A 14,523-nucleotide genomic window follows, 5' to 3' on the forward strand; every position below is an offset into this window, starting at 1 on the left:
GCTGCGGCCAGAGCGGCAAGGGGGCTGAGGGTGCGTCACGGCCGCTTGCTGCCGGCAAACCATTCAACCCCACGCAGCATGCCCGCCCAATAAAAACGGGGTAAAAACCAGGCTTTCAGCCACCAGGCCAGACGGCTGGGCTGGGTTGCGTCGAGCAGGGGAAACGTGGGCAGCAATTTACCGTCATAGCCAAACTCCGCCAGCACAACTTTGCCTTTCTCGACCGTCAACGGACAGGAACCGTAACCATCATAATGGGCAGTGAGAGGCGCGCCATGAATCAGCGCCGCGACGTTTTCCGCCACCACCACCACCTGCTTTCGGGCTGCCGCCAGGGTTTTGGCGTTTGGCGTTGAGCAACAGTCGCCTACCGCAAAAATATCCGGCCAATGCCTATGCTGCAGCGTCAATTTATCCACATCGCACCAGCCTGATCCCTCAGCGAGCCCGCTCTGAGAAATAAACGCCGGGGCCGATTGAGGCGGCACCACGTGGAGCATATCGAAGGGCAGGGTTAACTCGCGTTTTCCCTCTTCATTTGTCTCTACGGCAAATGTCGCTCGCCGATTTTTGCCATCAACACGGATTAAATGATGATGGAAATTGACCTGCGCACGGTATTTTTCCAAATACTCGCTCAACGGGGGGACAAATTGCGGAATGCCGAAAACCGCCGCGCCCGCAAGGCAAAAATTGACGTTAATATTATTCAGGATGCCTTGACGGCGCCAGTGGTCGCATGAAAGATACAAGGCTTTTTGCGGTGCGCCGGCACACTTTATAGGTAACATTGGTTGGGAAAATATCGCCTGGCCGCCTTTCATTTCCCGGACCAGTTTCCAGGTATATTCGGCAAGATCAAAGCGATAATTAGACGTGACGCCGTTTAATCCCAGGGTGTCTTCAAGGCCCTCTATTTTATCCCAGCGTAAAACGAGGCCGCACGCAACAATAAGAAAATCATAGTTTATTTTCTGACCTTGGCGGGTCTCGATGTATTTCTGACGGGGCTCAATCCTGACAACGCTATCCTGTACCCATGCGGTTCCTGAGGGCAGGACAGCGCGCATGGAGCGCCGTGTTTTATTGATATCAAAGAGCCCGCCGCCCACCAGAGTCCATGCCGGTTGATAATAATGACAGTCGTTAGGCTCCACGACCGTTATATCAATGTCTTTAACTCGCTTCCTTATGCTTGCCGCGATACCTATTCCGGATGAGCCGCCGCCAATAACAACGACGCTTTTCTGGGTGTTTATTTTTTCTGATTTCATGCAGGCCTCCTTTCATAAGAAAGTAGGGGGTTGCCGTCCAGATTAAAAGCGAATTCATAGAACTTGTGGTTATATAAAAAATCATATATTCCATTTTGCTATATGTAATAACAAATCGAAATAAGTTATTTGACATTGTCGGTTAACTGATCGTTAATAATTGGCATGAGCATCATTAAGGGATTAAGGCAGTGGATTTTTTCCATTTCAGTTTTTATATCGTGATGCTGTTAGTGGTCACCGGGGGAATTGTGGGATTCCTCTTGGCCCTGACCGGCAGCGGCGGGTCAATCGTCTGCGTGCCATTATTGCTGTATATGGTGAAAGTGCCGGATACGCATTTGATTATAGGAACCAGCGCCATGTCGGTGGCCATTAACGCGCTGATCAACCTGACCGCGCACGCTGCCAAAGGCAACGTCAGGTGGCAGACCGGGCTTGTCGTTTCGCTGGTCGCTGTCATGGGCGCTCTGGCGGGATCTCAGATGGGAAAAATCACGGACGGACACTACTTAACCCTGCCTTTCTCCCTGTTGATGCTGGTTGTCGCCGGATTGACGCTAAAAAGAAATCACCTTGCCGACACCCCCTTGTCGTCCTCTCATTCTGCCGTTCATCCCGCCATCGTATGGCCTGGCGTCCTCGCTCTGGGGGGGCTGGCGGGTTTTCTTGGCATTGGCGGCGGATTTTTGGTTGTGCCGGCGCTGGTCTGGTTTTTCCGCTTCTCGATGGTTGAGGCGGTGGCAACTTCACTGGTGGTCGTGGCGGCCATGGGGCTATCGACCAGCGCCAGCTACGCCATGTCCGGAAAGGTGTCGATCGCCATTACGTGCTGGCTCATCGTCGGCGGCGTTCTGGGGGGCGTGGTAGGGGTGGCGCTCGCCGAGCGCCTGAAAAAACGCGAGGACATTATCAATGTGCTCTATGCCGTCATGCTCCTGGCGCTGGCCCTGTATATGTTATTTAAAAGCCTATGAAACGGAAGGAAAAAAACATGCGCATCCGCACTTACCACCCTCAGCTCTCCTTTTCAGGCGCACCTGAAGCGAGTGATTTCAAGGCGCTGTCTCAACAGGGCTACCGCCTTATCGTCAACAATCGGCCGGACGAAGAGCCGGGGGAGTATCTTGACCATCAGCAAGAGAAAGCGTTGGCTGAACAAGGGGGAATGCGTTACGTCTATCTCCCTTACACGTTCGATACGCTGACCTGGGAGACCGTTTACAGCTTCCAGTTTCTGCTGCGGCAAGGCCGGAAGACCCTGGCGCACTGCAGGAGCGGGGCTCGCTCTGCCTGCCTTTCCCTGCTGTATGCGCTGCGCGAAGGTCAGATAGATGAAGCGCAGTTTCGCCGCCAATGCGACGACTACGGCGCGGACGCCGATAAGGCGCTCAGCTGGTATGGCAAGCATCGGTCCGTGCGGGCCACTGCGGAAGTTCACGCGTTTTATGAGCCGGAAAGCGGCAGCCTGCAGTATGTTGTCGCCGATCCCGAGGCGCGCCGCTGTGCGATTATTGACCCGGTGCTGGATTTTGACCGCCGATCGGGCACGGTCTCGCATCAACAGGCCAAGAATATCCTGAATTTTATCCATCAACGGGGGTGGGGAGTGGCCTGGGTGCTGGATACGCACCCGCACGCCGATCATTTTTCGGCCGCCACCTGGCTGGCGCAGAAAACCGGCGCCTTCACCGGCATCGGTGAAAAAATTACCGCCGTTCAGGGGCTGTGGGAAGAGATCTATAATTTAAAAGGCCTGCCTGCGGCCAATACCGTCTGGGATGTGCTGTTCGCGGATGGGGACGTCTTTTTTATCGGCAACCTGCGCGCTGAAGTCCTGCTGTCTCCCGGGCACACGCTGGCGTCCGTCACATATTACATTGCGGATGCGGCGTTTATCCACGATACGTTCTTCATGCCGGACAGCGGTACCGCAAGGGCCGATTTTCCTGGCGGCAATGCGGAAGCCTTGTGGGAGTCATTGCAGCGCATCTTGAGCCTGCCGGCGGATACCCGCCTGTTTACCGGCCATGATTACCGCCCGGCGGGGCGTGAGGCCCGCTGGGAAAGCACCGTGAGAGAGCAGCGCGAGAACAATCCCTGGGTGGTCAACATGGATAAATCCCGGTTCGTTGCGCAAAGAAAACAGCGGGACGCCACGCTGCCGCACCCGGAACTCATGCTGATGGCGCTGCAGGTCAATATTCGCGGCGGCGTTCTGCCTGACTGCGAAGACGATGGGCAACACTATCTGAAAATCCCCGTGAATCGATTTAAGGGGTGAATCAAGCCAGAGAGGCGCGATCGTTCCCCGCCGCTGGGGCGGCGGTCAATCCGAATGAGATCGCGCCGTCTGTTAATTGTTTTTTATGAAATAATCATGCTGATTCATATTTAATTATTTGTTTTTACACAAAACACGCGGCGCTTGCCCTCACTGAATACAGTCACTACATTAACAACTGTACTTCCCATTCTGCTAAGGAAAACACCATGAAAGCTGCCGTAGTGACGAAAAACCATACTGTAGACATTCAGGATAAAGTGCTGCGCCCGCTGAAACACGGCGAGGCGGCATTGAAAATGGAGTGTTGTGGGGTGTGCCACACCGATTTGCACGTGAAAAACGGCGATTTCGGCGAGGTGCCGGGCATTACGTTGGGGCATGAGGGCATCGGCGTGGTCTCCGCCGTCGGTGAGGGCGTCACCTCGTTAAAAGTGGGTGACCGCGCCAGCGTCGCCTGGTTTTACCAGGGTTGCGGCCATTGCGAATACTGCGTCAGCGGCAACGAAACCCTGTGCCGTTCGGTGAAAAACGCCGGCTACAGCGTTGACGGCGGCATGGCGGAGGAGTGCATCGTGGTGGCGGACTACGCGGTGAAAGTGCCGGACGGGCTCGATTCTTTCGCCGCCAGCAGCATTACCTGCGCCGGCGTCACCACCTATAAGGCGGTGAAGATTTCCGATATCAAGCCGGGGCAGTGGATCGCCATCTATGGCCTGGGCGGGCTGGGCAACCTGGCGCTGCAGTACGCCAAGAACGTGTTTAACGCCAAAGTGATCGCCATCGACGTCAACGACGGCCAGCTGGAGTTCGCCAAACAGATCGGCGCCGATCTGACCATCAACTCCAAAACGCAAAACGCGGAGGAGATCATTCAACAGCAAACCGGCGGGGCTCACGCGGCGGTGGTGACGGCGGTGGCGAAAGCGGCCTTCAACTCGGCGGTGAATGCGGTGCGCGCCGGCGGTAAAGTGGTGGCCGTGGGGCTGCCGCCGGAGAGCATGGATCTGAGCATTCCGCGCCTGGTGCTGGACGGCATTCAGGTGGTGGGTTCGCTGGTGGGCACGCGCGAAGATCTGAAAGAAGCGTTCCAGTTCGCCGCCGAAGGCAAAGTAACGCCGAAAGTGACCAAACGGCCACTGGGCGATATCAACGCCATCTTCGACGAGATGAAGGCGGGCACCATTCGCGGTCGCATGGTGATCGATCTCGGCATGGCGAAATAAGCATCGCTAAAAAAGGCCACCCGCGGGTGGCCTTCTTGTTGTTACGCCCTAATCAGAACAGGCCCAGCGGTTTGGCGTCGTAGCTGACCAGCAGGTTTTTCACCTGTTGATAGTGCGACAGCGCCGCCTTGTGGGTTTCGCGCCCGATGCCGGAGTTCTTGTACCCGCCGAACGCGGCGTGCGCCGGATACAGGTGGTAACAGTTGGTCCACACGCGCCCGGCCTTGATCGCACGCCCCATGCGGTAGGCGCGGTTGATGTCGCGGGTCCACAGCCCGGCACCCAGCCCGAACTCGGTGTCGTTGGCCAGCGCCAAGGCTTCGGCCTCATCCTTGAAGGTGGTGACGCCAATCACCGGCCCGAAGATCTCCTCGCGGAAGAAGCGCATGCTGTTGTTGCCGGTAATCAACGTCGGCTGCAGGTAGAAACCGTTTTGCACTTCGTCGCCACGTTGGGCGGGTTCGCCGCCCACCACGATTTTGCCTCCCTCGTTTTTAGCGATGTCGATGTAGGACAGGATCTTGTCATACTGCTGTTTTGACGCCTGGGCTCCGATCATGGTCTCGGTGTCGAAGGGATCGCCCTGGCGGATGGCGGCGATGCGTGCCAGCACTTTCTCCATAAACTGCGGGTAGATGGATTCCTGGATCAACGCGCGTGAAGGGCAGGTGCAGACCTCGCCCTGATTGAAGAAGCCCAGCACCAGCCCCTCAACCGCCTTGTCGATAAACTCCGGCTCCGCCTGCATGATGTCTTCAAAATAGATGTTCGGCGATTTGCCGCCCAGCTCGACGGTGCTGGGGATGATGTTCTCCGCCGCACAGGCGAGGATATGGCGGCCGACCGGTGTGGAGCCGGTGAACGCGATCTTCTCAATGCGTTTGCTGCGCGCCAGCGCTTCGCCGGCCTCGGCGCCGAAGCCTTGCACCACGTTGAGCACGCCCGGCGGCAGCAGATCGCCGATCTCTTCCATCAGCACGCTGATGCCGAGCGGAGTCTGTTCCGCCGGTTTCAGCACCACGCAGTTACCGCCCGCCAGCGCCGGCGCCAGTTTCCAGGCGGCCATCAGCAGCGGGAAGTTCCACGGAATGATCTGGCCGACCACGCCCAGCGGCTCATAGATGTGGTAGGCCACGGTGTTCTGATCGATCTCCGCCGCGGTGCCTTCCTGCGCGCGCAGGCAGCCGGCGAAGTAACGGAAATGGTCGACAGCCAGCGGCAGATCGGCATTCAGGGTTTCGCGGATCGGTTTGCCGTTGTCCCAGGTTTCGGTCAGCGCCAGCATCTCCAGCCGCGACTCGATGCGATCGGCGATCGCCAACAGCACGTTGGAACGCTCCTGCACGCTGGTTTTGCCCCAGGCATCCGCCGCCGCGTGCGCCGCGTCGAGTGCCAGCTCGATGTCTTTGGCGTCGGAACGCGGGAATTCGGCGATCGGCTGGCCGGTCACCGGCGAGGTGTTGGTGAAGTAGTTGCCGGATACCGGTTCGACGAATTTTCCGCCAATGTAGTTGCCATAGCGTTTGCGGAACGAAACCAGCGAGCCAGGCAAACCGGGGTGGACATATTTCATGTGAAGCACCTCTCTGCAGATGAAAATCAGCGCTATTGGGCTGCGCCTGTGAGTGCGGCATACCGCCGCAGCACGGAGAAGCACGGCGCGTGCCAGATTAACGAGGGGCGAGGGTGCTCATTAAAAGACTTTATTTATTAGAGCGTTAAAAATGGGTATAGCTTAGCGAATCGAGCGGAGCCACCGCCGTCGATGTTTTTTTGTGTCCCGTGTCGCAACGCCTGATACACATTCGTGATACATATTTGCAACACTCGCGAACGGGGGAGAAACGCATGTTGCCTGACGACCGCTTGCCCACCGAGGGCGCCAGTTTGTTGACCCACCCGCTGGCGGAATCCTGGCAGCGCAGCCGGGGCTACGGCCTGACGCGCGCCGATCAGCATATCTCGTTCATCAAAGCCGGGTTGCTCGATGAGCTGCGCAGCCGCAACGACTGGGTACCGCAACGGGTACAGCCGCTGATCGAGCAACTGGGCGCGAAAATTACGCGCCAGCCGGCCATTGTGGTGATCGCCGACGCCGATGGGCTGGTGCTGGAAACCCGCGGCAACACCGACTTTCTGCACAAGGCGTCGCGCTTTGCGCTGGCGCCCGGCAACCCATGGGGAGAAGCGGAGCGGGGCACCAACGCCATTGGCACCGCGCTGGCGCTGGGCGCGTTCTGTGAAGTGCGCGGCGACCAGCATTACCTCAACCAAAATGCCGGATTGAACTGCACTGCCGCACCGATCTACCGGCCGGATGGCCGCATTGCCGGGATATTGGATCTTTCCGCACCCGCGCAGCGGCCGTACCGCGATGCGCGGCACCTGATCATGCAGGCGGTGCGACATATCGAACACCGCTGGGTCAGGAGCGCGATCGCCGATCGTCACTGGACGCTGCGCCTGCATGCCGACGCCGGTAGCCTGGGCAGCGCGCAGGAGCTGCTGCTGGTGTTTCACGACGAAGTGTTGGTCGCCGCCAATCGGCTGGCGATGCTGGAGTTCCAGCTCCCACCGGCCGCATTCGGCTCGGTTGAGTTTGCCCAGCTGTTCCCCGATCTGCTGCGACAGCCTTCCGGCGCACCGCACCAGACGCTGGCCGGCAATCAACGGCACTATTATTCGCTGCTCGAGGCGCCGCAGCGCCGCATCAGCGCCCTGCGTTCGGTACCGCCGGCGGAAAGGCATGACGAACAGCATCAGAAAGCGCTGCGGATCCTCAATGCCGGCCTTTCGCTGTGCGTGACCGGCGAAACCGGCTGCGGTAAAGAGCACTTCAGCCGACGCCTGTTTCAAGAGAGCCGCTGGCGCAACGGCAACTTCGTGGCGATCAACTGCGCGGCGCTGCCTGAGCCGCTGATTGAGTCCGAGCTGTTTGGCTATGCGCCGGGGGCGTTTACCGGCGCCAACCCGAAAGGGTATATCGGCAAGATCCGCGAGGCGGACGGCGGCGTGCTGTTCCTCGATGAAATCGGTGACATGCCGGCGGGCCTGCAGACGCGCCTGCTGCGGGTGTTACAGGAAAAAACGGTCACGCCGCTCGGCAGCCGCAGCGCTTATCCGGTCGAATTCGCGCTGGTCTGCGCCACGCACCACGATCTGTCTCGGCAGGTACAGGCGGGGGCGTTTCGCGAGGATTTGCTGTACCGCATACAGGAATACAGCCTGCGCATTCCGCCGCTCAGAGAGCGGGCGCAGCTGGAGGCTTTCATTTTGCAGCTGTGGCGAGAGCTGGGCGGCGAGCGGCGCGACATTCGCCTGCTGCCGGAGGCGCTGGCGATGCTGGCACGGTATCCATGGCCCGGAAACGTGCGGCAGCTGTTGAGTACGCTCAAGGTGCTGCTGGCATTGGCGGACGATCATGCGGTGCTTACCCTGGACGATCTGCCGCAGTCCATCGCGGTGTTGGCGCCGCGCCAGGAGAACGCCGATACCGACCTGGGAGAGCTGCAGGCGGCGATCGACAAGGCGGGCGGCAATCTCAGCCGGGCGGCGAAGGCGCTCGGCGTTTCGCGCAGCACGCTGTACCGCAAGCTGGGGAGGCAGAAAGCAGCGGCGGAATGAAACCAAAGAAAAAGGCGGCAATTGCCGCCTGATGTGCTTAATAAGCCGAAGGAATGAGCTCGCGATTAAGTTTATCCACCAACTTGTCGTCGATGAGCGAACTTAACAGGCTAATCGCGATGATGCCGGCAAAGGTGAGCGCTGTCAGCACTAATCCTGACAAAGAAAATAAAGAGAGCGTCGTGGCCAATATCCCTAACGCGACACCAGAAGCCAGTCCACTAATGGCCATGGATTCAACTTCAAGCAACAGGGGCTTCCAGTCGCCCGTGGCATAACCTACCAGGCTTTTCTCCCGAATTTTCTCTACTTTCATTGCTGCATCTGCCACTTTGAAAAACTTGCCAACGTTACTCAGCTTGCTTGCCATGTCATTGGCATTAATATTTCGCCAGGCATTGAGCAACGCTTCTTTATCTGCAGGTTTAACCTTCATGTTGGGATTAGCCAGCACTTTTTCTAGTGATTTCATTGCGTCATCAAGGGTGCGTATTCTCTTGCCCTGGAAGTTTTTAATATCGCTCGCGATCTCATTGGCGAAGTCTTGATAGCGCTTGCCGAGATGCTGAGCGATTTCTTTGGCTGAGTCGGCAACGATAGCCGATGCAGATAACAAAAACTCTTTGTCTCTTTTCTCTTGGGCTTCTCGCTTTTTTTTCAACGCATCGGCGAAATTTGCTCGATTCATACCGCTAAATTGCGCGAATTTGGTCATGTGGATTTTTTTTGCAGTCTTCATATCACCGGCTCTTATCGCATCACGCAGCAATTGGTATGACTTTTCCGTTTTGATATAGGGACAGTTTTTCTTACCACAGACCAAGCAAATGTCGTTATCCAACAGCTCTTTGGTTTCTCCGGAAAGTGATGTGTCACCTGTTGGCCAGACAACCAGAGTTTCTTCCGCACCACCAATGCTGATGCCGGTAGTCGGCCATCCCCAACTTTCACCGCTCCAGACCAGACCCGCTTCAGGCGCTATGCCACCGTTGTAACGGTAGGGATCATAATTGATAGTTGAACTGTGTTTCTTCATGTTGATTCCTTAGATGTTAGCAATAAAGTACTGTATTAATAAACAGTAAATGGGAATCTACATGCGGCTAGGTCAGAACTCAATAATTGATAATAATTATCATTTGTGTTGTTTTTGGCACAAAACTGTCTGAAAATTAACGGTAATGGAAGGTGGAGGATCGGTAGCGATTAACAGGAAAAAGTTTTAGGTAGCAGGCAAGACAAACAAAACAAATAGAGGGCTATCTGGGAATATTCGACAGGCATAGTATCGAGCGGTTCATCAAAGCCCCGCAGTACGGGGCCTGTTGCTCTCTCAATCCCCCAGTCCCGGCGGGTTAATCTCCGAATGGGCGATCTTCTCGTCGCTTTCCGCCCAGCGATCCAGCACCTGCAGATAGCTGCCGTTGGCGATGGCGCTGTTGAGCGAAGCCTGAACCGCGTCCACCAGACCGTTGCCTTTCTTCAGCGTGACGGCGATGTTGGCGGTCTTCGGCCAGCCGCCGGGCACGATGCCTACCAGCCGGGTTTTGCCGGTCAGCCGCGCCTGATAAGCGCCGGAGACGTTGGGCCCGAAGGTGGCGTCGGCGCGGCCAGATTGAATGGCCAACGTGGAGGCGGCCTTGTCAGTGACGTACACCGGCTGCAGCGGCGCTAATCCCTTGGCGCGGTTCTCCTTGTCCCAGGCCAGCAGCACCGCTTCCTGATTAGTGCCGGAATCGACGATGATCTTTTTACCGGCGATATCCGGCGCCGTTTTGATCTGGGTGATCTTGCTGTCGGACTTGACGTAGAAGCCCAGCGTATCCTGCCGATAGGTGGCGAAATCGAATTTGGTCTTGCGTTCGTTGGTCACGGTGATGTTGTAAACCGCGGCGTCATATTTGCCGGAGGCCACCCCCAATGGCCAGTCTTCCCACGAGGTGGGCACCAGCTTGAGTTTCAACCCCAAACCGTCGGCCACCAGGCGCGCGATGTCCGCCTCGCTGCCGATCACCGTTTTATTGTCGCGGGCGTACAGGCCGAATGGCGGGCCGCTGCCCAGCAGAGAAATGGCGACCGTCAGCGTGCCGGGTTCCACGAACCGGAAGCCGGTAGGGATTTTGGCCACGGCTTCGGCGCTCTTCACCGTGTGGATAGGCGTTTCGTTGGCGACGAGATCCACGCCCGGTGCGGCGGCGGCGGAAAAACTCAGCAGCGCCGCCATCACTATCATCTTTTTGCTATCTATCATTATGTTAATTACCTTCATTATTATGGGTGTCACACGGTCGTTGCACTATCTCTAAAGGCTGCAGATCTGTGAACGAATAAAATCAACTAACCAATCTTGGAAAAATCATGAGGCGCCTCTGGCGGCGCTGAATCTTTCGGGGATGAACCATGTCGTCGCGTTTCGCTACGTTGGGCCGCATACCGCGCGGCGTGTGGGTATTGGGTGGCGTGAGCCTGCTGATGGACGTTTCCTCGGAAATGATCCATAGCCTGTTGCCGCTGTTTATGGCGACGACGCTCGGTGCCAGCGTGATCGTCATCGGGCTGATCGAAGGGCTCGCAGAGGCGACGGCGTTGATCGTCAAGGTGTTCTCCGGCGTGCTCAGCGATTACCTCGGCAAACGCAAAGGGCTGGCGCTGCTGGGCTACGGGCTGGGCGCCATCAGCAAGCCGTTTTTCGCCATCGCATCGTCGTCCGGCATGGTGATGAGCGCGCGCCTGCTGGATCGCGTGGGCAAAGGCATCCGCGGGGCGCCGCGCGATGCCCTGGTGGCCGACGTGACGCCGCCGGAAATTCGCGGCGCGGCCTTCGGGCTGCGGCAGTCGCTGGATACCGTCGGCGCCTTTTTAGGGCCGCTGCTGGCCGTCGGCCTGATGCTGCTGTGGCACAACGATTTTCGCGCCATCTTCTGGGTGGCGGCGATCCCGGCGGCACTGGCGATTGCGCTGTTGTTTTTCGGGCTGAAAGAGCCGGCAGCCGCGATAACCCACAAGCGCACCAACCCGATCACCCGCGCCAACCTGCGGCTGCTGGGGCGCAGCTATTGGTGGGTGGTGAGCATCGGCGCGATCTTTACGCTGGCGCGCTTCAGCGAAGCGTTCCTGGTATTGAAGGCGCAGCAGGGCGGCACGCCGCTGGCGCTGATCCCGCTGGTGATGGTCGCCATGAATCTGGTCTACGCCTGCTCGGCCTATCCGTTCGGAAAACTGTCCGATCGCATGAGGCATGAAGGATTGCTGAAAGCCGGGCTGCTGGTGCTGATCGCCGCCGACCTGGTATTGGCGCTGAGCGATCATTGGGGCGGGGTGCTGTTTGGCGTAGCGCTGTGGGGAGTGCACATGGGCATGACCCAGGGGCTATTGGCGGCGATGGTGGCGCATACCGCGCCGGCTCATCTGCGCGGCACCGCGTTTGGCATGTTCAATCTGATCAGCGGCGTGGCGCTGCTGCTGGCGAGTCTCGGTGCTGGAACCCTGTGGGAGCTGTTCGGTTCCGCCTCCACCTTCTACGCCGGGGCACTCATCTGCGTGGTGACGCTTATCGGTATGCAGCTGGCGCCGTTCGGCGCACGGCAGGGTGTTTAACGGCCGTCAACAGATTGCGGCACCGCTTGCAGCAGCTCGGGCACCCGCTGGGAGTCCACCGCCCGGCTGAATAGAAAACCCTGGCCGATATGGAAACCGGCTTCGCACAGCGTTTGCCGCTGCTGCTCGGTTTCCACGCCCTCGGCGATGATATCGATCGACAGCTTTTGACCGAGGATGCCGATGCTTTCCACGATCGCCAGGATCGCCGGTTCGGTGTTCATACGTTGTACGAAGTCGCAGTCCAGCTTAATGCAGTCCAGCGGGTAATCCATGATATGGCTGAAGGAGGAGTGGCCGGTGCCGAAATCGTCCAGCGCGATGCGGATGCCCATCTCCTTAAGCATTTGCAACGCGCGCAACACGTACTTCGAGCCGTGCTTGTTGAACGCGTGCTCGGTCACTTCCAGTTCGATCAGGTGGTGGGGAATGTGGAACTTCAGCAGGCGCTGCAGGAAAGTTTCGGCGTAGTTGTCGCGTAAAAACTCGATCGGCGACACGTTCAGCGAGATAGGCCGCACCGCCACGCCTGCCGCGCGCCAGCGGGCGATATCGGCGAAGACTTTCAGCTGCATGGCTTCGCTGATCTTGGTCGCCAGCTCGTAGTCGTTGAACGCCTCGCTTACCGTCGCCGGCAGCTGCACGCCGTTGATCGGGCAGTGCCAGCGCAGCAGCGCTTCAAAGCCGACGATGCTGCCGTCGATCAGACAGACCTTCGGTTGATAGCTCGGGCGGATGCAGTTGTCGCGCACGATCTGGCGCGCGTAGTTGAGCTGGCTGGCGCGGGCGCGGGCCTTGTCCATCATCTTGCGATCGAACATGTAGACGCCGCCGCGGCCGCCGTCTTTGAGTTCATACAGCGCGGTATCGGCGCATTTCATCAGCTCTGAAGCATCGCGGGCGTCTTTGGGGTAGATGGCGCCGCCGATGCTCATGCCGCAATGCAGCGTCTTGCCGCCGTGGGTGATCGGCGTCTCCAGCTGCAGCAGAAACTTGTTGGCGATGCGGAAAATGTCCTGCTCGTTTTCAACGTCGCTGATCACCACGGCGAACTCGTCGCCGCCGAGGCGGGAGACGAACGAATGCGCATTCATGCAAGCGCTGAGCCTTTTACCCAAGACCCGCAGCAGATGATCGCCCGCCGCGTGGCCCAGCGTGTCGTTCACCAGCTTGAAGTGGTCAAGATCCAGCAACATCAGCCCCAGTGACTTATTGCCGTGCAGGGCGCGCTTCATCTCTTGCTTCAGCTTTTTCTTGAACAGGCGCCGGTTGGGCAGGCCGGTCAATTCGTCATATTCGCTGGCGAGCAACAGACGTTGCTCCATCACGCGCTGCGAAGTCACGTCGCGCGAGACGCACAAAATCTCGGCCACGGTGCCGTGCTCATCGCTGACCGGCGTGAGAATGTTGTCCCAGTGCTGTTTTTTACCCTGCGGCGTCACGCTCAATCCCGTAAAGCGTGCATTCTTTCCCGCTCTGACGCTGCGCAGCGCCTTACTGCCGCGGCGACGGATCTCGGGCGACAGTAGCCCCAGCCAGGGCATGCCAAACTCTTTTTGCGCCGGATCAAGGCCGAGCGCCAGGCTGCCGGAGCGGTTCATATGGCGCAGCGTGCCATCGTGATTGATCACTTTGATGCAGTCGACGCTGGCGTCCAGCATGTCTTGCTGGATAGAGAGCGCCTGAACGTTTTGCTGGCGCTGCAGCATTTGCGGATGGATGTCGGTCGCCGTGAGATACCAGCTGGGTTCCAGCGCCATGCCGTCCTGACGGGCGTTAAACGCCAGCATAAACCAACGGTAGGCGCCGCTGCGATCGCGCAGGCGGGCCTCGCCGGCAAATGAAGAGAGGGCAACGATCGCCTGGCGCCATTGCGCGGCCAGCCGCTCGCGATCGTCGGGATGCAGGGCATCGAGCCAGTCGGCGGCGCCGTGTTCACCGGCGATGGCGCCGGTATAGTCGCGCCACTGGTTATTGAAGTAACCGCCAAGGCGGTTGCCGAAGCAAATCAGGCCGGGCAAGTCATCTACGATTTCGCTATAGAGATCAATCGGATTTTTGTTATTGCTCTGCTTGGGCAACAGGGTCATGCGGTATTTCCTCGGAAAATTACCCATATTCTCGCTCTAGAGCAGAGCTTCTTTCAATATAGTCTTGCCAATGAAAATGGGAATAGCCAGCGGGCGCGGCTAAAAATCGGCCCGCTAGCATGGAATACATCCAGCGTGAACGCATTAGGAATACTCCTGTTATTTATAAGCATCCCTTATATTGCAGCGAAAAATAAGTGATCGGACCACGCCGTGTTATTGCCGTGAAAATTAATCATTCTTGATGTTTCTCTATGGCTAAATGTTCAGTCGCCATCATGTACTCCCGAACGGCATTCTGCCTGCTCTATGCGACAATACTGACAAAAACCGCAGTCCAGACGGGGGTAAACGCCATTTTATGCACTCTGCAGCGCCCGTTCACTGGGGCTTAGCGGAAAAATCATGATGCAAATCAAGAAATGTTT

The 14,523-nt window shown here is 58.0% G+C and carries 10 protein-coding genes; 5 read left to right on the forward strand and 5 right to left on the reverse strand.

What is annotated here, in order from left to right:
- Nucleotides 1-35: 35 nt before the first annotated feature.
- Complete coding sequence (locus QDT79_RS15975; protein WP_130018281.1) at nucleotides 36-1,274, reverse strand: NAD(P)/FAD-dependent oxidoreductase; 1,239 nt, start codon at nucleotides 1,272-1,274, stop codon at nucleotides 36-38.
- Nucleotides 1,275-1,465: 191 nt separating this feature from the next.
- Here QDT79_RS15975 and QDT79_RS15980 point away from each other — a divergent pair, with 191 nt between their 5' ends.
- The 3 genes from QDT79_RS15980 to adhP all read left to right on the forward strand — a co-directional run bounded on the left by QDT79_RS15980 (nucleotide 1,466) and on the right by adhP (nucleotide 4,784).
- Entirely contained in the window at nucleotides 1,466-2,251 is a 786-nt protein-coding gene (locus QDT79_RS15980; protein ID WP_308316733.1) for a sulfite exporter TauE/SafE family protein, read from the forward strand.
- Nucleotides 2,252-2,268: 17 nt separating this feature from the next.
- Nucleotides 2,269-3,558 (forward strand): bifunctional sulfur transferase/dioxygenase Blh, encoded by a 1,290-nt coding sequence (gene blh, locus QDT79_RS15985; protein ID WP_308316734.1) that lies wholly within the window; start codon nucleotides 2,269-2,271, stop codon nucleotides 3,556-3,558.
- 209 nt (nucleotides 3,559-3,767) lie between these two features.
- Nucleotides 3,768-4,784, forward strand: a complete 1,017-nt coding sequence (gene adhP / locus QDT79_RS15990; protein WP_004928541.1) for an alcohol dehydrogenase AdhP — start codon at nucleotides 3,768-3,770, stop codon at nucleotides 4,782-4,784.
- Nucleotides 4,785-4,836: 52 nt separating this feature from the next.
- Here adhP and exaC read toward each other — a convergent pair whose 3' ends face one another.
- Nucleotides 4,837-6,357 carry an acetaldehyde dehydrogenase ExaC gene (exaC, locus tag QDT79_RS15995; protein WP_025159746.1) on the reverse strand — a complete coding sequence of 507 codons (1,521 nt, stop codon included), beginning with the start codon at nucleotides 6,355-6,357 and terminating at the stop codon, nucleotides 4,837-4,839.
- 275 nt (nucleotides 6,358-6,632) lie between these two features.
- Here exaC and QDT79_RS16000 point away from each other — a divergent pair, with 275 nt between their 5' ends.
- On the forward strand, nucleotides 6,633-8,408 hold the full coding sequence (locus QDT79_RS16000; RefSeq protein ID WP_308316735.1) for a sigma-54-dependent Fis family transcriptional regulator: 1,776 nt from the start codon (nucleotides 6,633-6,635) through the stop codon (nucleotides 8,406-8,408).
- Nucleotides 8,409-8,445: 37 nt separating this feature from the next.
- On the opposite strand, the gene QDT79_RS16005 is transcribed toward QDT79_RS16000, so the two are convergent.
- Together QDT79_RS16005 and QDT79_RS16010 are read right to left on the reverse strand one after the other, a co-directional pair.
- The gene (locus QDT79_RS16005; protein ID WP_308316736.1) at nucleotides 8,446-9,444 is read right to left on the reverse strand and encodes a colicin-like pore-forming protein; all 999 of its coding nucleotides are present in this window, start codon (nucleotides 9,442-9,444) and stop codon (nucleotides 8,446-8,448) included.
- A 297-nt stretch (nucleotides 9,445-9,741) separates the two neighbouring features.
- Nucleotides 9,742-10,659, reverse strand: coding sequence for an ABC transporter substrate-binding protein (locus QDT79_RS16010; RefSeq protein ID WP_130018287.1), 918 nt, complete (start codon nucleotides 10,657-10,659; stop codon nucleotides 9,742-9,744).
- 149 nt (nucleotides 10,660-10,808) lie between these two features.
- Between QDT79_RS16010 and QDT79_RS16015 the strand changes: the two genes are divergently transcribed.
- Nucleotides 10,809-12,005 (forward strand): MFS transporter, encoded by a 1,197-nt coding sequence (locus QDT79_RS16015; protein ID WP_107226172.1) that lies wholly within the window; start codon nucleotides 10,809-10,811, stop codon nucleotides 12,003-12,005.
- Here QDT79_RS16015 and QDT79_RS16020 read toward each other — a convergent pair.
- On the reverse strand, nucleotides 12,002-14,095 hold the full coding sequence (locus QDT79_RS16020; protein ID WP_130018288.1) for a putative bifunctional diguanylate cyclase/phosphodiesterase: 2,094 nt from the start codon (nucleotides 14,093-14,095) through the stop codon (nucleotides 12,002-12,004). The genes QDT79_RS16015 and QDT79_RS16020 overlap by 4 nt on opposite strands.
- Nucleotides 14,096-14,523: the final 428 nt, after the last annotated feature.

Origin of the sequence: Serratia marcescens (genome assembly GCF_029846115.1) — a bacterium.
Classification (GTDB): domain Bacteria; phylum Pseudomonadota; class Gammaproteobacteria; order Enterobacterales; family Enterobacteriaceae; genus Serratia; species Serratia marcescens_L.

Bases quoted from the DNA above. Each gene is read 5' to 3' on its own strand.
- QDT79_RS15975 (WP_130018281.1), bottom strand. From the start codon at position 1,274: ATGAAATCAGAAAAAATAAACACCCAGAAAAGCGTCGTTGTTATTGGC.
- blh (WP_308316734.1), top strand. From the start codon at position 2,269: ATGCGCATCCGCACTTACCACCCTCAGCTCTCCTTTTCAGGCGCACCT.
- adhP (WP_004928541.1), top strand. From the start codon at position 3,768: ATGAAAGCTGCCGTAGTGACGAAAAACCATACTGTAGACATTCAGGAT.
- exaC (WP_025159746.1), bottom strand. From the start codon at position 6,357: ATGAAATATGTCCACCCCGGTTTGCCTGGCTCGCTGGTTTCGTTCCGC.
- QDT79_RS16000 (WP_308316735.1), top strand. From the start codon at position 6,633: ATGTTGCCTGACGACCGCTTGCCCACCGAGGGCGCCAGTTTGTTGACC.
- QDT79_RS16005 (WP_308316736.1), bottom strand. From the start codon at position 9,444: ATGAAGAAACACAGTTCAACTATCAATTATGATCCCTACCGTTACAAC.
- QDT79_RS16010 (WP_130018287.1), bottom strand. From the start codon at position 10,659: ATGATAGATAGCAAAAAGATGATAGTGATGGCGGCGCTGCTGAGTTTT.
- QDT79_RS16015 (WP_107226172.1), top strand. From the start codon at position 10,809: ATGTCGTCGCGTTTCGCTACGTTGGGCCGCATACCGCGCGGCGTGTGG.
- QDT79_RS16020 (WP_130018288.1), bottom strand. From the start codon at position 14,095: ATGACCCTGTTGCCCAAGCAGAGCAATAACAAAAATCCGATTGATCTC.